Origin of the sequence: Thermoactinospora rubra (assembly GCF_002093975.1) — a bacterium.
Classification (GTDB): Bacteria; Actinomycetota; Actinomycetes; order Streptosporangiales; family Streptosporangiaceae; genus Nonomuraea; species Nonomuraea rubra_A.
In genome coordinates, this window is record NZ_MSZZ01000032.1 from 171,973 (window position 1) to 188,520 (window position 16,548).

11 protein-coding genes, 1 pseudogene and 1 CRISPR repeat array are annotated in these 16,548 nt (G+C 67.4%); of the genes and pseudogenes, 2 read left to right on the plus strand and 10 right to left on the minus strand.

The window, feature by feature from the left end; all coding sequences use genetic code 11:
* Positions 1 to 116: 116 nt before the first annotated feature.
* Positions 117 to 2,678 carry a HelD family protein gene (locus BSB02_RS26350; RefSeq protein WP_084962957.1) on the plus strand — a complete coding sequence of 854 codons (2,562 nt, stop codon included), beginning with the start codon at positions 117 to 119 and terminating at the stop codon, positions 2,676 to 2,678.
* A 44-nt stretch (positions 2,679 to 2,722) separates the two neighbouring features.
* On the opposite strand, the gene BSB02_RS26355 is transcribed toward BSB02_RS26350, so the two are convergent.
* Positions 2,723 to 3,547, minus strand: a complete 825-nt coding sequence (locus BSB02_RS26355) for a tetratricopeptide repeat protein (protein ID WP_084962959.1) — start codon at positions 3,545 to 3,547, stop codon at positions 2,723 to 2,725.
* 219 nt (positions 3,548 to 3,766) lie between these two features.
* Entirely contained in the window at positions 3,767 to 4,561 is a 795-nt protein-coding gene (locus BSB02_RS42495; RefSeq protein WP_240506663.1) for a hypothetical protein, read from the minus strand.
* On the opposite strand from BSB02_RS42495, the pseudogene BSB02_RS43660 reads away from it, so the two are divergent.
* Positions 4,448 to 5,107: pseudogene (locus tag BSB02_RS43660) on the plus strand (recombinase family protein); the annotation flags it as partial. The gene BSB02_RS42495 and the pseudogene BSB02_RS43660 overlap by 114 nt on opposite strands.
* 813 nt (positions 5,108 to 5,920) lie before the next feature.
* Positions 5,921 to 8,569: a CRISPR direct-repeat array (repeat unit 29 nt; unit sequence CGGCTCACCCCCACGGGCGTGGGGAGGAC).
* Positions 8,570 to 8,587: 18 nt separating this feature from the next.
* Here the strand turns inward: BSB02_RS43660 and cas2e are convergent.
* The 8 genes from cas2e to cas3 all read right to left on the minus strand — a co-directional run bounded on the left by cas2e (position 8,588) and on the right by cas3 (position 16,461).
* Positions 8,588 to 8,908 carry a type I-E CRISPR-associated endoribonuclease Cas2e gene (cas2e, locus tag BSB02_RS26370; RefSeq protein WP_084962963.1) on the minus strand — a complete coding sequence of 107 codons (321 nt, stop codon included), beginning with the start codon at positions 8,906 to 8,908 and terminating at the stop codon, positions 8,588 to 8,590.
* A gap of 3 nt (positions 8,909 to 8,911) precedes the next feature.
* The gene (cas1e, locus tag BSB02_RS26375) at positions 8,912 to 9,889 is read right to left on the minus strand and encodes a type I-E CRISPR-associated endonuclease Cas1e (RefSeq protein ID WP_084962965.1); all 978 of its coding nucleotides are present in this window, start codon (positions 9,887 to 9,889) and stop codon (positions 8,912 to 8,914) included.
* A complete protein-coding gene (cas6e, locus tag BSB02_RS26380) occupies positions 9,886 to 10,494 on the minus strand; it encodes a type I-E CRISPR-associated protein Cas6/Cse3/CasE (protein ID WP_084962967.1) in 609 nt (202 codons plus the stop codon). The genes cas1e and cas6e overlap by 4 nt, the downstream gene beginning before the upstream one ends.
* Complete coding sequence (cas5e, locus tag BSB02_RS26385) at positions 10,491 to 11,216, minus strand: type I-E CRISPR-associated protein Cas5/CasD (RefSeq protein ID WP_084962969.1); 726 nt, start codon at positions 11,214 to 11,216, stop codon at positions 10,491 to 10,493. The genes cas6e and cas5e overlap by 4 nt, the downstream gene beginning before the upstream one ends.
* A complete protein-coding gene (gene cas7e / locus BSB02_RS26390) occupies positions 11,213 to 12,325 on the minus strand; it encodes a type I-E CRISPR-associated protein Cas7/Cse4/CasC (protein WP_206184893.1) in 1,113 nt (370 codons plus the stop codon). The genes cas5e and cas7e overlap by 4 nt, the downstream gene beginning before the upstream one ends.
* A complete protein-coding gene (gene casB, locus BSB02_RS26395) occupies positions 12,322 to 12,876 on the minus strand; it encodes a type I-E CRISPR-associated protein Cse2/CasB (protein WP_084962970.1) in 555 nt (184 codons plus the stop codon). The genes cas7e and casB overlap by 4 nt, the downstream gene beginning before the upstream one ends.
* A complete protein-coding gene (gene casA, locus BSB02_RS26400; protein WP_084962972.1) occupies positions 12,849 to 14,354 on the minus strand; it encodes a type I-E CRISPR-associated protein Cse1/CasA in 1,506 nt (501 codons plus the stop codon). The genes casB and casA overlap by 28 nt, the downstream gene beginning before the upstream one ends.
* Positions 14,355 to 14,688: 334 nt before the next feature.
* Positions 14,689 to 16,461 carry a CRISPR-associated helicase Cas3' gene (gene cas3 / locus BSB02_RS26405; protein WP_338064361.1) on the minus strand — a complete coding sequence of 591 codons (1,773 nt, stop codon included), beginning with the start codon at positions 16,459 to 16,461 and terminating at the stop codon, positions 14,689 to 14,691.
* Positions 16,462 to 16,548 lie beyond the last annotated feature (87 nt).

Here is a 16,548-nt window from a genome sequence, read left to right on the forward strand (position 1 = left end):
CTCACGGCTGTATTCCACCCATGGCCATGGCATCCGGCACCGACAGGTGATAAACCATTGCGACATGCTCGCATTGGACCGCTCCGTGAGCATCTATAGGCATTCCCGGAGGGCGAATGAGCACGGTCGACCGCGTCGCGGTGATCGCGGAGGAACAGCAGGCCGTCAGTCACATCTACGCCTGCCTCGAACAAGACCGGGAGGCTGTTGACGACTTCCGGCGCAGGCACAAGGACGACTGCCCGGACGCGGGTCTGTCTCCCTTCTCCGATGCGCCGCGGGAGTACGGCCGCAGGGAGGACACCGGCCATCTCGCCCTGGTGACCATGCGGGTGGACCTGACCGAAGACCCGGACGACAAGCTCACCTGGTACATCGGCCGGGCGACGGTGCGGGACGAGAATCGTGATCTCGTACTGATCAAGTGGACGGCCCCGCAGGCCACGAAATGGCGTCTGGCCACGCCCGACGAGCCTGGCGACGTGCGTCTGCAACGGCAACTCCGCTGCGAGGGCCGCACGGTTGTCGACTACAGCGACACCGAGATCCAGGTCATCACTTCCGAGGGGAAAACGGTTCCCGCGCCGGCCGGCGAGGAGGAGCCGGACCCGTTCCTGCTCGCCGACCTCGACCTGGCCCGCGATGGTGTGATGCGGGACATCGTCGAGACGATCCAGCGGCACCAGCTCCGCCTCGTCGCAGACGAACGCAAGGGCCTGCTGGTGATCCAGGGCGGCCCGGGCACCGGCAAGACCGCGGTCGGCCTCCACCGGGTCACCTGGCTGCTGGACAACGGCCACTTCACTCCCGACCAGGTGCTCGTCATCGGTCCGCACAAGGGCTTCCTCCAGTACGTCCGTGACGTCCTTCCCCGGCTCGGCAGCCGCGGCGTCGCCACCGTCGAGGTGGCCCAGCTCTGGCTCGGCGAGGTCCGCGGGACCGATCCCGCCGAGGCGCGCCTGGTCAAGTCCGACGATCGGATGGCGCGGGTCCTGCACAACGCGGTGGAGGGACTGATCAGGGAGGATCTGCTTCCGCGGGAGGAGGTGTCCTTCTCGTTCCGTGGGGCGACGCTGCGCATCGGCCAGGAAGAGCTGACCCGGTTGATGCGGGAGGCGCGCCAGGCCACCGGGCCCTACCAGGTACGGCGCCGCCGGTTCATCGACACGACGGTGGACTGGCTGATGAGGCAGTACGCGGAGGCGACCAGGACCAGGTCCAACGACGACAGGTTCCGCAGCCAACTGGAGAGGCACGCATCACTCGTCCCCGTGTTCAACCGGGTGTGGCCGTCCACGACTCCCGAACAAGTGCTTCGTCGCCTGCTGGCGGACACCGAGGCGCTTCGCTCGGCCGCCTTCGGCGTGCTGACCCTCCGTGAGCAAGAGGCGATCTTACGGCCGCAGGCCAAAAGGGTCGCCGAGGAACCCTGGTCGGCCGAGGACCTGGTGTGCCTGGACGAGCTGCGCTGGTTGCTGTCCGGAGAGGAGGGGCTGCGCTTCCGCCACCTGGTGATCGACGAGGCACAGGACCTGACGCCGATGCAGGCGCGGTCGCTCGCCAGGCGGTGCCCGACCGGCTCGATGACGGTGCTGGGTGACCTGGCCCAAAGCACCGGAATCCGCCAGTACGACGTCTGGGAGCGCCTGGCCGGCATCCTCAGTGGCGCCGACGGCTGGCACGTGGCCGAACTCGCCACCGGATATCGCGTGCCGACGGAGGTCATGACCTTCGCCGCCAGGCTGGGTAGAGCGATCTCTCCCTCCACCACGATCCCGGTCCCGGTGCGTCCGCCATCCGCCAACGCCCTGGACGTTCGATCGGTCACCCGTCAGCGGATCGTTCCCGAGGCCGTCAGCCGGGCGCTTCGGCTCGCGATGAAGGACGGAGACCAGACCAGATCGGTCGCCGTCATCACGCCCGCCGAGGACGACCTCCTCACCGAGATCACCCGTGCGGTCGCGGCAGCCCAGGACTCAGAACTCCCGGGGATCACTCAGCAGGTCACCGTCCTGCCCGCCCAGCTCGCCAAGGGTCTCGAATTCGACCACGTCGTCGTGGTCGAACCACAGCGGCTGGCGCAGCAGGGCGCGGTGGGACTCAGGCGGCTCTACGTCGCGCTCACCCGATGCACGCAGACGCTGACCGTCCTGCACTCGGCTCCGCTTCCGCCCGAGCTGGGTGGGCCTGCCCCTGCCACGACGGCGCCGGCCCGTGCCGAGAAGGTCGAGGCCATCCCTCAGGCGGAGTATCACAATCGCGATCAGTTGGTTGCCGCGTTGAAGGACCGGGTGGCAGCCGATCGCAAGCAGTCGACGCATCGCCGCATCAAGCACCTGCTGATGGGTGAACTGTTCGGCAACGAACTCGAGCCACAGCCGGATGGTGAGTTCGCGGACATCGTCTGCAAGACCGAGCGCGGTCTTGCGATCTATGTGGTCTCACCTCGTGAGCTGGGAAGCTATGCCGAGCTGCGCCACGAGGCCGCCCGCCTCCTGGAGATCGAGTGGGCAGGCGGCGACCAGGCCGATGATCTGTTCCTGGTTCTGCCCAAGGAGCCTCAGGATCTGTGGGCGGTCGATCTCATCGAGCAGGCATTCAAGGTCTCGGTCATCTGGAAGACCCAGACCGGCTGGGACGGCCCGCTCGTCGACGTTGCCTTGGGGCAGCCGAGCTGATCATCGGGATGATGTCCCCAAGCTGCCGGTGAGCTTCATCATCGCTAGTTGAGTGCCTTTTCGCAGCGTGCGAGCCGTTTCTCAAGGCGTTGCCGTACCGTGGCGCTCTTGGGTGGCGTGGTGAGAGCCTGACGCAGCACCTGGGCGGCTTCGGCGTACTGCCCCTGCTGGACGAGCCAGATGGTGAAGCGATCGGCGACTGCCGCGTCGGTACTGCCCGCTTGTGTCGCAGTACGCCAGAATCGGACGGCGCTGTCTAAGTCGCCAGCCTGTTCGGCACGTCGGCCTTCTTCTCCTGCAAGGAGAGCGACGCTGGCGAGATCCCCCTCGGCTTGCGCCTTCAGCAAGAGGGCCTCACGCAGGTCATGGCCATGATCGGGATCGAGATTCCCCATGCGGTCCCGGCCGTCGGAGATAGCGACAAAGTATCCCAGCAGGTCGGGGCGAACGTGCCTGGGCATGCGCTTGAACAGCTCAACCAGCATAGGGATGTACGGCGCGGCAGCCGCATAGTCCAGAAGCTCATGCCACAACTCGGCGTTGTCTCGGTCGTAGTAGAGGGCGTCGACATAGGCGGCGAGGGTATCGTCCCGCCTACCCGATTGATATCGAACAGTCGTGGCCAGCAGCCAGCACGCTCTGGCCACAGTGGGGTCCCCGGCCGAAGCCAGCTGATCGATGATTCGCCTGAGATTGGCCTCCGAGCTGCGCCAGTTGTTGAGTTTCTTGCGCGCCTCTGGATTGTGCCCTGTGAGGTCGGGACGGGGCTGGTCGAGCTTGGGGAGGAGCCGTAGCAGGGTTCGGGCGAGGGCTGGGGTATGAGTTCGCGGAGACTTGATCTTGGTGATCAACCAGTTCCACAGCTTCATCGCTGTCCTCGCTCGACATGCGACCGCGACCGTCGCAAGACTAATCGCGGACAGTTAGATCAACGTTACTGGGCGTCCTATCCGTGATTGTGGAGGTGGCGCCTGTTATGGGCGGGTCAAAGGTGGATGCAGTGCCGCTGAATCGGCTGTGGAGTCGGTGCTCATCCACATCTCCAAACTCGTGCCTTGCTCGGGACTTGTGTTGATTGCCTGTGCCCGTCAAGCGACTTTGCGCTGCTTCGCCATGCCGAGGGCGTCACCGACTGTGGCAGCCAACACCAGGTAGGCGTCCCGTGTGTCCTTCGCCAGGCGGTTCAGGTCCAGCTCGGAGTCCTCTTCAAGATGCGGGTCGTAAGGGACGCTCACGACGGCACGGCATCGATCATCGAAGTACTGGCGGAGTTCCTCCAGATCCACCGTCGACCTGCTGCGAGGCCGTACGCACGACAACACCACAGTCACCGACTTCGCCAAGTCAGCATGGCCGAGGACCGACAGGATCCCGAAGCGTCCCAGGCATGGCAGCTGCGGTGCGCCAGGATGCTCGTGGAGCCGCGAGGCGGTCAGATCGTGGCGGAGTTCTTCGACGTGGACAAGTTGCGCTCCATCCCGCCTCGGCGCCGTCCCGAGGCCGGTACCCTCCTCGCTCAACTGAAGAACCCCGATCGCGGCTTCGACGCAGTTGTGGTCGGCGAGCCGCAATGGGCCTTCTACGGCAACCAATTCGGCAACACCTTCGAGCTGTTCAACCACTACCGGGTGCCACTGTGGGTGCCCGAGGTCGGCGGCCCCATCGATCGGGCCAACGAGGCCCACGAGCTGATCATGCTCATGTTCGGCGGCGTCAGCAAGGGAGAGCGCAACCGGATCAAGGTCAGAGTCCGGACGGCGATGGCCGCCATGGCCGAGATCGAGGGTCGTTACCTCGGCGGGCGCCCGCCGTACGGCTACAAGCTCATCAACCTGGGCCCGCACCCGAACCCCGCCAAGGCGGCCGACGGCAAGCGTCTCCACGGCTTGGACCTCGATCCGTACGCCGCGCCTGTCGTGCAACGCATCTTCCAGGAGTTCCTAGAAGGCAAGGGCCTGTTCGCCATCGCGGAGGGCCTGACCCAAGACGGCATCCCCAGCCCGTCGGCGCACGATCCCCGGCGCAACCGGCACCGCAGCGGCATCGCCTGGTCCAAGAGCGCCATCCGCGCGATCCTCACCAACCCCCGCTACACAGGACGTCAGGTGTGGAACCGTCAGCGCAAGGACGAGGCGCTGCTGGACGTCGAGGACATCACCCTCGGTCACACGACCAAGCAGCGGTGGAACGCCCACGACAAGTGGATCTTCTCCGAGCGGATCGTCCATCCCCAGCTTGTGGATGACGCCACTTTCCGCGATGTGCAGGACCTGCTAGCCGGCCGCGGCAGCGCCACGCCGCACAAGGAGCCCCGCACCTGTCACCCCTACGCCTTCAAGGGGCTGATGATCTGCGGGATCTGCGAGCGGAAGATGCAGAGCCAGTGGGTCAACAACGCCCCGTACTACCGCTGCACCTTCCCGCGCGAGTACGCCATCAGCAACAAGCTCGACCACCCTCGCAACGTCTATCTGCGAGAGGACGTGATCCTCCCCAAGGTCGACCGCTGGCTCTGCAAGGCGTTCGCTCCCCACTGCATCGCCCAGGCCATCGACACAATGTACGCCGACCAGCTCGATGACGGCCACGACGCCAAAGCCGAGGTCATCAAGGCCAAGCTCGCCCAGGTGGAAGCCAAGATGGCCCGTTACCGCGCTGCCGTCGAGGCAGGCGGCGATCTCGAAGAGATCAGCAAGTGGATCACCGAAGCCAAAGCCGAACGCCTCAAGCTCGAAGCCGAGCTTCGCACCCGCACCGGAAGGAGAAAGCCATCCCGGGAGGAGATCACCGCCGTCATCAGCAAGATCGGCGATGTGGCCCAGGCCGTAAGACAAGCTCCGGCCGACCTCAAGGCCCCGGTCTACCAGCGGCTCGGCCTCCAGCTGACCTACCTGCCCCAGAAAGCGAAAGTGAGGGCCGAAGTGATCCTCAGCCCTCACATAGTGAAAGAGTGCGTGTCCGAGGGGTGTCACTGCCCACTGGCCCACGCCCGATCGTCCTATCGACCACGTATCCGCTGGACGCCATCGCGCCGTGATACGCATGTGCCGTGGGTCGCGACCCATCCGATAACCGCCCGATGGCATGGTCCACGACGCCTCCGGTCTGCTCTGACATGGGCGTTTCGGCAACTGTCTAGCAGGCGCTTCCTGCTGCCGATCATGAAGGGCGTTTGTAGATGCGTGCGTATTCCACGGGCGTGGACAGGGCTTCTTGAGCCGTTCGGTCTACCGATCGAGCAACGGCTCACCCCCACGGGCGTGGGGAGGACGCCACAGCGACGATTGCGGCCAGCACCTCGTGGGCTCACCCCCACGGGCGTGGGGAGGACCGCAGCTGCGCGTGCAGTGACACCTCGCGGTACGGCTCACCCCCACGGGCGTGGGGAGGACGTGAAAGACGGCCTGAACGGGATCGCCCGCTTCGGCTCACCCCCACGGGCGTGGGGAGGACAGGAAGGTGCCGATGGTCCACCCCCACGTTTCCGGCTCACCCCCACGGGCGTGGGGAGGACCGGGTACAGCGGCTCGGGCATCAGCCGGGCAACGGCTCACCCCCACGGGCGTGGGGAGGACGCTGCGCAGTGGGCTGCGTGGCGGTGCCGATGCGGCTCACCCCCACGGGCGTGGGGAGGACGGCAGCCACTCCCATTCTCTCCTCCGGACCACCGGCTCACCCCCACGGGCGTGGGGAGGACGCGCGGTCCCAGGTGGTGCCCTTGGGCAGGCGCGGCTCACCCCCACGGGCGTGGGGAGGACTGAAACCCGGCACCAGCCGAAACGCTGTCGAACGGCTCACCCCCACGGGCGTGGGGAGGACGGCAGCCACTCCCATTCTCTCCTCCGGACCACCGGCTCACCCCCACGGGCGTGGGGAGGACGCGCGGTCCCAGGTGGTGCCCTTGGGCAGGCGCGGCTCACCCCCACGGGCGTGGGGAGGACTGAAACCCGGCACCAGCCGAAACGCTGTCGAACGGCTCACCCCCACGGGCGTGGGGAGGACGGCAGCCACTCCCATTCTCTCCTCCGGACCACCGGCTCACCCCCACGGGCGTGGGGAGGACGCGCGGTCCCAGGTGGTGCCCTTGGGCAGGCGCGGCTCACCCCCACGGGCGTGGGGAGGACTGAAACCCGGCACCAGCCGAAACGCTGTCGAACGGCTCACCCCCACGGGCGTGGGGAGAACACGCCGCACCGGGCCAGGCCGGACAGCAGATGCGGCTCACCCCCACGGGCGTGGGGAGGACCACGGTTACGCCTCCTACCGCTACAACGGCCGCGGCTCACCCCCACGGGCGTGGGGAGGACCGGATATCCGGCATCGGCAAACATGTGTCCAGAGGCTCACCCCCACGGGCGTGGGGAGGACCCCGCCCCCCTGTCGTAGCTCGTGCAGCTACTGGCTCACCCCCACGGGCGTGGGGAGGACTCGACCACCCGGTTGAGCGTGAGGTTGGTGACCGGCTCACCCCCACGGGCGTGGGGAGGACAGATACGCCTTGCCAGCGAACTTCGCATACCACGGCTCACCCCCACGGGCGTGGGGAGGACCGGATATCCGGCATCGGCAAACATGTGTCCAGAGGCTCACCCCCACGGGCGTGGGGAGGACAGGTCATACACCGGGTTGTAGGGGGTTTTGGTCGGCTCACCCCCACGGGCGTGGGGAGGACGCCTCCGCCTCGGCGGCGTCCAGGGCGTCGGTCGGCTCACCCCCACGGGCGTGGGGAGGACATGGAGTCCGGCAATGAGTGGGGCGTTGTGAACGGCTCACCCCCACGGGCGTGGGGAGGACGACCGAGACAAAGCGATCGGACTGCTGCGCCGCGGCTCACCCCCACGGGCGTGGGGAGGACATGACCGCAGTCATGTCATCCATGGTGTGAGCCGGCTCACCCCCACGGGCGTGGGGAGGACTTGCTCGAGGGCCTCGAGCCGGGCCGTACGTAGGCTCACCCCCACGGGCGTGGGGAGGACTTGCCCAGCTCGACACGGTTCGCCAAGTCGCGCGGCTCACCCCCACGGGCGTGGGGAGGACCCCGCCAGGTCGAGGGCCAGCGCGCCGAGCTGCGGCTCACCCCCACGGGCGTGGGGAGGACGGCCGCATCTCGTCCCGGGCCCACCCTGCCGAGGGCTCACCCCCACGGGCGTGGGGAGGACGGTGCTTACACGCGGGGGTTTTCCTTTTCTCTCGGCTCACCCCCACGGGCGTGGGGAGGACGACGGCGCCGGCGGTGACGACGGAGTATCCAGCCGGCTCACCCCCACGGGCGTGGGGAGGACCCTTGGACGGATTGTTCGCGAACTCCTGCGACGGCTCACCCCCACGGGCGTGGGGAGGACTCGATGCCCGACCCCGTCGAAGCCAAGCGCGACGGCTCACCCCCACGGGCGTGGGGAGGACGGCCGGGGCGCTCCTGGCGATCTGGACGGTGCTGGCTCACCCCCACGGGCGTGGGGAGGACGGGATCGCTCTCCTCCTCGGGGGCGATGACGTCGGCTCACCCCCACGGGCGTGGGGAGGACTTGCCAATGGAGATGGCAACGATCTCGATCGGCGGCTCACCCCCACGGGCGTGGGGAGGACCCAGTCCTGCTCCCCGCCGTCGATCACGGCGTCGGCTCACCCCCACGGGCGTGGGGAGGACTTCACCGTGGAGACGTCTGCCTCGGCACTGACCGGCTCACCCCCACGGGCGTGGGGAGGACACCGTGGCCAGGGCCGGGGGCGCCCCGGCCGACGGCTCACCCCCACGGGCGTGGGGAGGACGTCCCCCAGCAGGAGCCGGATCCGGTCGCGAGCGGCTCACCCCCACGGGCGTGGGGAGGACATCCCCACCCACGCCACCGTCACCCGCATCGACGGCTCACCCCCACGGGCGTGGGGAGGACACTTCGCGACCTGCGCCTTTACCAGTCCACTGGCGGTTTCTCATCAGCATCCTGAGGGGCCGCGAACATGATGAGTTGAAGGCCGTCGAAATCGGTCACATGGCGCCTGCGCCGCCCGGCAGTACGCATCAGAAAGCCCTGCTCGGTCGCGGCCGGATGGATGAGAACGGCCGCCCCGTCGCCCACGCTGGCACTGACCGCGTCCCACAACTCATCGCGCACCCGAGCCGACACCGTCCCGACATACAACCCAGGCGTCGGCTCGATCAGCCAACGGGACAACGCACCGCCAACATGATCGGGAATGGCGGTAGTCGAGATGACAACCATGGACGCCATGCGCTACTCCGACTCAGGATCGACGATGTCGGCCTCGAATCCGTAGTTCACGCCCGCCGGCAGAGGCCCGGCCGTGGGATCCCAGAGGTGAAGCAGATCGCTGGTGCGATCACCGACAGATCCCGCCGCGTCCGGATCAAGGACGTGCTGGATGTCGTTGACGATCTGCGGCATCAGCTTGTAGGCGCGGAAGTTGTCGCGCAGCTGCCGTCGAGCTTCACGCTCGGGGTCGGGCGATGCGTGCAGGGAGAAGGCGAGGGGGATCGTGACACGCGCCTTGTACAGGTCGGCGATGTCGTACACGAACGCCAGCTGCGTCCCGCTGTGGATGAATCCCAGTGCCGGCGAGCAGCCCAGCGCCAGCACCGCCGCATGGACCACGCCGTACATGCAGGCATTGGCCGCGGACAGGGCCTTGTTGATCGGATCCTGATCGTCCCATGCCTCGGGGTCGTAGTTCCTGCGGAACCTCTTGACCTGGTACTTCGTCGCCAGCAGCTTGTACAGCGCCTTGATCCGCTGCCCCTCGAAGCCGCGCAACTGCGCGAGCGTCGCCCCCGCGGGCGCGCTGCCGAACCGCCTCTCATACATCCGTACGGCGACGCCCAACCGTGAGTCGTCCGATGACCAGGCCCGGACCTGTTTCTCCAGCCAGACCGTGGTCAACGCGGCGGGCATGATCCCGGCATAGCTGCGGACACCGCCCGCTCCTACGCACACCAGCGTCGTTCCATGCCGGGCGAAGGTCGCCATCGCCGCCTGGGTGATCGACGTGCCGGGCCCCAGGAGGACGCAGGAGAGCGCCGCCGTCGGGATGGAGATGCGGTCGGCGCCCCGCGGGGATTCGATCCGAGCGCAGACGCCGGTGTCGTCCTGCACGATCCTGACGGCCTCGGCGTACAGGAACGACAGCGAGTCGGCGACACGCGGCAGCATCGCGAGGGTGGGCGCGGTGAGTCTGCGCCGCGCGTTTCCGTTCACCGCGCGACCCGCGCGAGGCTGAGCAGGCCACAGCCGTAGGATTTGGCCCGCCCGATGCCTTCCAGGACCGCCTCGGTCACGAGCTTGGGGTCCGTGACGGTGGCCAGCCCGTCGAAGCGGACCACCACGTGGCGCCCACCTTTCACGCGGATGTCCTGCCGGGGTTGAGACGTGCTGGTCAGTACGGCCAAGCCGTGGGCCGCGGCTCGGGCCGCCCACCAGGTCTCGGCGGCGGCACCGTGCAGGGCCTCGATCTTGCGGGTCTGGTTGTTGCGCTTGGTGGGGTTGGCGTCGATGCGATAGCGGACCACATCACCGGCCTGCAACGCCGCCAGCAGCCCGGAAAGCTCCCGCACGGCGGCTTCGCCGTACCCGGTGGGAAGCCGGTCAACCTGCGGGGGGACGGTTGTCTGCACAAGCAGCTGCAGTCCCGTCCGGCCTTCCTCGACGCGGAAGAGCACTCCGGCGCGACTCCGTGCCTGCCCGCCGAGGTCGTCGGGGACGAGCAGCATCATCCGTTTGTGCAGCAGGTCCGCATCGGCGAGGTCCTTCTGCACGTCGCGGCGCCGCGTGTCGGGCAGGATCCGGATCAGCCATGCGGTCATGACGCCGCTCCCATATAGTCCGCCAGCGCCTCCCAGTAGTCGGCACCGGTGGCACACAGCTCCTTGGGCACCTGACGGGTGATCAGGCTGACGCTGCGAGTCCGGTAGCGCCGGTCGAACCTGCCGAACGTTTCCGGCACGTCGGCCAGCTCGGTGACCGCCGCGGCGTCCTCGGCCATGCCCTCGACGACGAAGTCGACGCGGAGGTCGGTTCCGCGCCGCGCGATCGGGACCCGCTGCTCCAGCTCGGCCACCGGGTCGGCCACATCCGCCCGGAGCAGCAGCGGCTGGTCGGGCGGGCAGGAGCGACGGCCCAGATAAGGGTGCCAGCGCGGATTGCGCAAGGCGTCGGCGAGCTCATCGGTGTGGGGGCCCTCGACGGCGACCGTGAAGACGGCGTCGGACAGGTACTGCCGCCTGGTCACCATCGTGGCCGTCTCCCGCGAGCGCTGACCGCCTTCCGCCGTGGGGACTCCACGCTCCAGGCCACCGCCGATGGTGTGGAAGTCGACCATCGGGACACCGGGCCGGTCGATTCTCACCGTGAACCGCAGGTCGTCGTAGGGGGTCAACGGCCGGCCGCGCCGTACCCCCTGCGCTGAGGCGAGCAGCCCGATCAGACCCGAGCGGGTGGGATAGCGCAGCGTGTCCCGGTTGGTGAAGGCCGAGTGTTCCCCCCACGACTGCAGCGGTCCAGCCAGGCGCAGCACCAGACCGCTCACGCGGACACTCCCGGGTAGGCGGCTGTCACCGTGTCGTCGATCAGCTCGGCGAACGAGGCGCGCGCCTCGCCCAGGCCGTCGAGTGCCTTCTCGTCGATGGAGGCGTAGCCGGACCGGACGAGCCCGCTCGCGCCCCACAGCCGCTCCAGCCGGGCGGCGTACTCGGCCAGTCTCCGGCGGGACGGCTCAGCCAGGCCGCCTTCCGGACGCACGGGTGCCTCGAAAGCCGCGGCGTAGGAGAGCGGCCGGTCGGCGCGGACGGCGATGTGGACCAAGTCGGGCAGCGTGTTGGCCGCCGAGGAGGTCTGCTTGCCGGAGGGCAGCGAGGCGATGAACGCCCGCACGAACTCGGTCGTCAGCTCGCGGGCCATGGTCGCGTCGCCGCCGAGGTTGTCCAGCAGATCCTCCAGGTTGACGCTGGCGTACCGGTAGAAGACGCCCGCGCTGAACTCGGCGCTGTTCATGTGGCCGCTGCCGATCGCATCTGTTGGCAGGCAGTCGTCGACCGCCGTGAAGAAGTCGATCTCGGGGGCGACTTCGTGCGTGGTGAAGGCGTGCGCGACCTGCACGGCTCCGTCCACGCCCGCGCCCGGCAGCTCGGCCAGCATGCGTCCGAACAGGTTGATGACGCCGTTCCGTTCCGACAGCAGCGCCGCGACCTCCCCCGTGGGAAGCACGGCTTTCGCACCCTTCTTGCCCACGGTCGCCTCGATCGCCTCGCGGTGCCGTTCGGCCAGGTCGGCGAGGGAGTCGAGCGCCGCCTTCGGCAGGTAGAGGAGAACGGAGGTGTTGCCCTTGTCCTCCTTGAGCCCCTTGCCGGCCGACAGGATGATCTGGGCTCCCGCCGCTTGCGCGGCTTCCTCGGACCAGCCGCGCTTCATCAGCCGGTTGGCCACTTCGGCCGGGACGCGGCGCGTGCGAACCGCCGGGTCGTGGAGCGCGTTCTCGACCTCCAGCCGTACGGCGCGCTTCCAGCATTGACTGGACACCCGGGTCCGGGTCGCTCCGCCGTACACCAGGCTCTTGGGGGAGCCGAGGTCGTCGCGGTTGAGATTCGCGAAGGGCACGGTCTGGAGGACGTGCACGTCGAGGTATCGGGGGGTGATCACTGGTCTTCGCTCTCCTGGTCAGATTCATTACTGAGGGGCCGGGCGGTGCGGTAGTAGTCCTGTAGCCATTCCTTAACCACACGATCACGGCTGTGACCCCATCGGCCAAGGTCTACAAGGAGCTTTGCCCAATCGGGCTGAATATCCTTTGCCGTGAGCTGGCGAATCAATGTGGGAAGGTGTCGGTGAAGGCTATCGACCTCCTGTCGGCACAGCAGATGCAGGCGCTTTTCTACTCCGCTCTCGTTGAGGTCGCGGTGTCGTACCGCCTGGCCGAGCGTTCGTCCAAGGCTTTCCTTGGACGAAGCATTTTTTGGTTTTGCGCTGTTTCTTGGCTGGCTGGCCATTAGTGCGGCTACCGTGTAGTACGCGGTCTCCACAGCTCGGGGGCACACTTCCGGCAGCCACCTGGCGACGACTACGTCTGCGCGCCTCGTCATCGGATCATCAATGGAGCGGCCGAGGGTACGCCGCGCTGCGGCGCGCAACCCGGGTTCTCTGTCGAACACCTCCGTCAGGTACGTCACATAACGATCGGCCTTGTCTGCCATGCAAACTCCTTCAGAGCTGCGATAATGTAGGGCCGGTTCTGCTCAATCGCGCGCTTGGCGCGGGGTAGTGCACCTGCATTGCTGGTCACCTCGTCGTAGACGTCGAGTGCGAGGTGCAGGAACTCATTCCGGGCCTTGTCGAAGTCACGGGTTTGGACGCGCTCCCAGAAGATCCGCTCGGCGGAAGCCCAGTAACGGAACGCTCCACGGGCGGGCCACGGCCCCTCGGACACCTCCCTGCGTTGCGGCGGGCTGTCCCCATTGGACGGATCGTTGATCGCTATCCACGCGTTTCGCAGTGCACGCTCCAGGTGGAGTTCAAGCCTTTCCGCGAGTCGGCGCATATCGCTGACCGCGCGAGCCAGCTCGTAATCGGTGATGAGGTCGCCGATCGGCGGTGTCAGCGCGACCGTCCACTCTTTGTCCCGGGTCTGGCCGTCCTGGTCGAACCCGTAGGCGCGGACGCGCAGGTGCGGGAGCAGCCCATCGCGCAGTTCTTCGGCGTTCCTGAGTACGGCGGGGCGGCTGGCGCGCTCGTCTCCCACGTCCTCCAGCAGCAGCGCGTCGAAGTCGCGCCACAGCGCCCGGGTGGCTTTGGCCGGGCGTGCGTACTCCTGGTTCTGCTTGCTGCGCTGGTAGATGAGGTACGGGTCGCGGCCCGGGAACTCTCGATCACGCCACGCCCAGGTGAGCCAGGCGTCGACCACGCATTCTCCGTCCGCGGACGGCTGAAGCAGGATGGCGTGCTGGAAACGACCCGTCAGGATGTTGACGTTCTGCGGGAGGCCCAGGGGGTCGGGGAGCTCGTCGGCCTCCCACGGAGCAACACCGAAGTTGTCCGACTCCGGAATCCCGGCTACCAGTGACTCGAAGACGTTGCGACCCACCGGGTGGAAGGAGATGACGCTGCGCAGCGGCCCCGCTTTGGTGTTGGCTTCCGTGCGGCCCTTCACTGTCCTGGCCGTGCAACGACCGGAAGGGCCGTAGTAGAGCTGGGCGAGCAGGTGCCAGACGGCTTCGTCGGCGGGGACGGGCCGTGCGTCGAGATCGCTGATGTGGGTGAACCAGACCTGATTGTTGCCTGATGGCCTCGTCAACAGCAGACGGTTGATCCCCGAGCTCTTCGGGCACTGCTCGCGCAACCGCGGATCCTGCAGCCAGGGCCGTCCGCCCGTGTCGAACAGATCGAAGCGGCCCGCGTAGCGCTCGAAGTACCCCTTGACCTCGTCGGCGTCGAAGTGGCCTTCCTCCAGGACCCGCTTCCGCCGGTCGAACCAGTCCGGATCGGTGTCGAGCCCCGTCACCCGGGCGGCGATCACCGTCAAGACCCGCCATAACCCCGACGCTCCCGGCGGCAGGGGCACCTCGATGTCGTCAATCTCGTGCGCTCGCAGGTAGAGCTCCAGCAACCCGGCCTTCGACCGGGTACCTCCGGCCCGTACCGGCAGCCACTCGCGCGTGAGCAGGTCGTATGTCATCCTCAATCCTCCAGCAGCCGAACCCCCACGGGCGTGGGGAAGGAGTTGCAATACTCGTCGCGCGATAGCCGCTAACCGGCTCACCCCCACCTGCGTGGGGAGCGCATTTGCGGAGCTAGAACCACTGTGCCACCACGCTGATGCGTCCTAAGACGAATCCCGCCACGCAGATCCCGAGGTAAGCGGCAGTGCGTAGGGCGGTACGGATAGCCGCCACATTGATCCTGATCCAGATCTCCACGAGATCACCTCCACGCAGTGGTCTACCACACCTCCACGCAAGCAGGCAACATCTCGTAGCATGTTACCTCCTAACCTTGTTACTCCATACCCGCTAACCTTCATGCCCAGACAAGCCGAGATCATCGGACAAGCTGACGCTTCGACGGCCCAGATCGCCGGCGCCGTTGGACAGCTCGATGAGGGCGATGTCGCGAAGATGCGGGCTCTTGTCCCACTCCGCACGCCGGTCCACACTCCGCAACCACGTACCGGGAACCGGAACCGTCTCCCGCAGCACGCTCTTCAGCTGAGCCTTGGTGAACCGGCCCTTCCTGCCCGGCACAAGCGGCACCGGGTCTCCACTGCCGACGAGGCGCAGAACTCCATCGGGACCCCGAGAGCAGCAGACCACCCGTCCGGAGTCCGCGCCAAGGCGCGTGGAGTACTCGTCCACGATCTCACCCTCGCTCAGTTTCACGAGATCTTTCAGGCTGTGCGGCTCTGGGATGGTGTTCATGTCCGCGTACATGTCGCGGGTCTGATCCTCGGCGATCCGGTCCAGGTCCTCCTCCGTGAACGGCTTCTCCTGGTTGGTGAAATCCTCGTCGTAGACCTGATCGACGAGCCGTTGCACGTCGCCGGGGATCTCGACGGTCTTCATGCCGTGCAGGGCCTTATAGGTACGGCACAGCAACGACCGGTGATAGACGAACGGCCACGCCGTCGGGATCTTGAAGGCGCTATCGGCGTCCACCGGCGCGAGCACGACGAGCCGCATGTCCCGCGCCCAATGGGGACGCCGCACGTCGTTGAGGTGGTGCCGGTGGCAGCGGCCAGCGCGTTGCAGGAGCAGCGCGATCGGCGCGAGGTCGCTGATCATGATGTCGAAGTCGAGATCGAGGGACTGCTCGATGACCTGGGTGGCCACGAGAATCGCCTTGGGCGGCCGGTCGCGGCCGGCGTCCTTGCCGAACCAGCCGACGACTTCACGGGTGATCTCCTCGCGGCGGTAGGCCGGGAACCGGGAGTGCAGCAGCGCCAGCCGTACGTCACCCTGCAGACGAGCAGCAAGATCCAGATAGGTCTGCTGTGCCTCGGCGACGGTGTTGCAGATGATCGCGGCGCAACCTCCTTGCTCCGGCAGCTCGGCCAGCACGTCCGCTATCGCCTCCTGGCGCGAGGGGCGGCCGTCGGCGCTGATGGGAACGTTCCGAACCTCAAGCGCCAGGGTACGTTCCCGCACCTCGACCCGAGCCGGGACGGCCGCGCTTGCGCTGACATAGATCCAGCCCGGGTAGGTCACCTCAGGCATCTGCGTCGGCGCGCCCGCGCCCTTGAGGTACGCCTCGGCAAGGCGGCGGCCGACGCCGACCGGGAGCGTGGCGGACAGCAGGATGACCGGGACCTTCATCGCGCCCAGCCAGGTCAGCAACCGCTTGAGCAACCCCTGCATGTAGGCGTCGTAGGCGTGGACCTCATCCACCACGAAGACCTTGCCGACGAGGCCCAGCATGCGCAGCGTGTTGTGCTTGCCGCGGAGCACCGCGAGCAGCGCCTGGTCGATCGTGGCCACCGACAGCCCGGCCAACAGCCCCCGCTTGCTGCCACGCAACCACTGCGTCGCGAAGGGGTCATCGGTGAGCACTCCGACCTCCTCGCCGTCCGGCGAATAGGCCGAGTCCAGCCAGGCCATGGCGTGCAGCAAGGTGATTGCGCCCTGTGCCCGGCGCAACCGAAACTCGTCCACCCGCCGGAACATCTGGCTCGTCGTGGCCATGGTCGGCAGGCCCAGGTTGAATCCCGGGGTGCCCGCCGCATCGCCCATCAGCTTGGCCGCATGCAGCGCGATCTCGGTCTTCCCCTCACCCATCGGCGCCATGACCATCAGCAGCCCAGGGCCGCCGTCCAGCAGTCCGGGCAGTCGCTCACTGAACCTTTTTCATCCTCGTGCGGAAGCCGCTGGCCACATCAT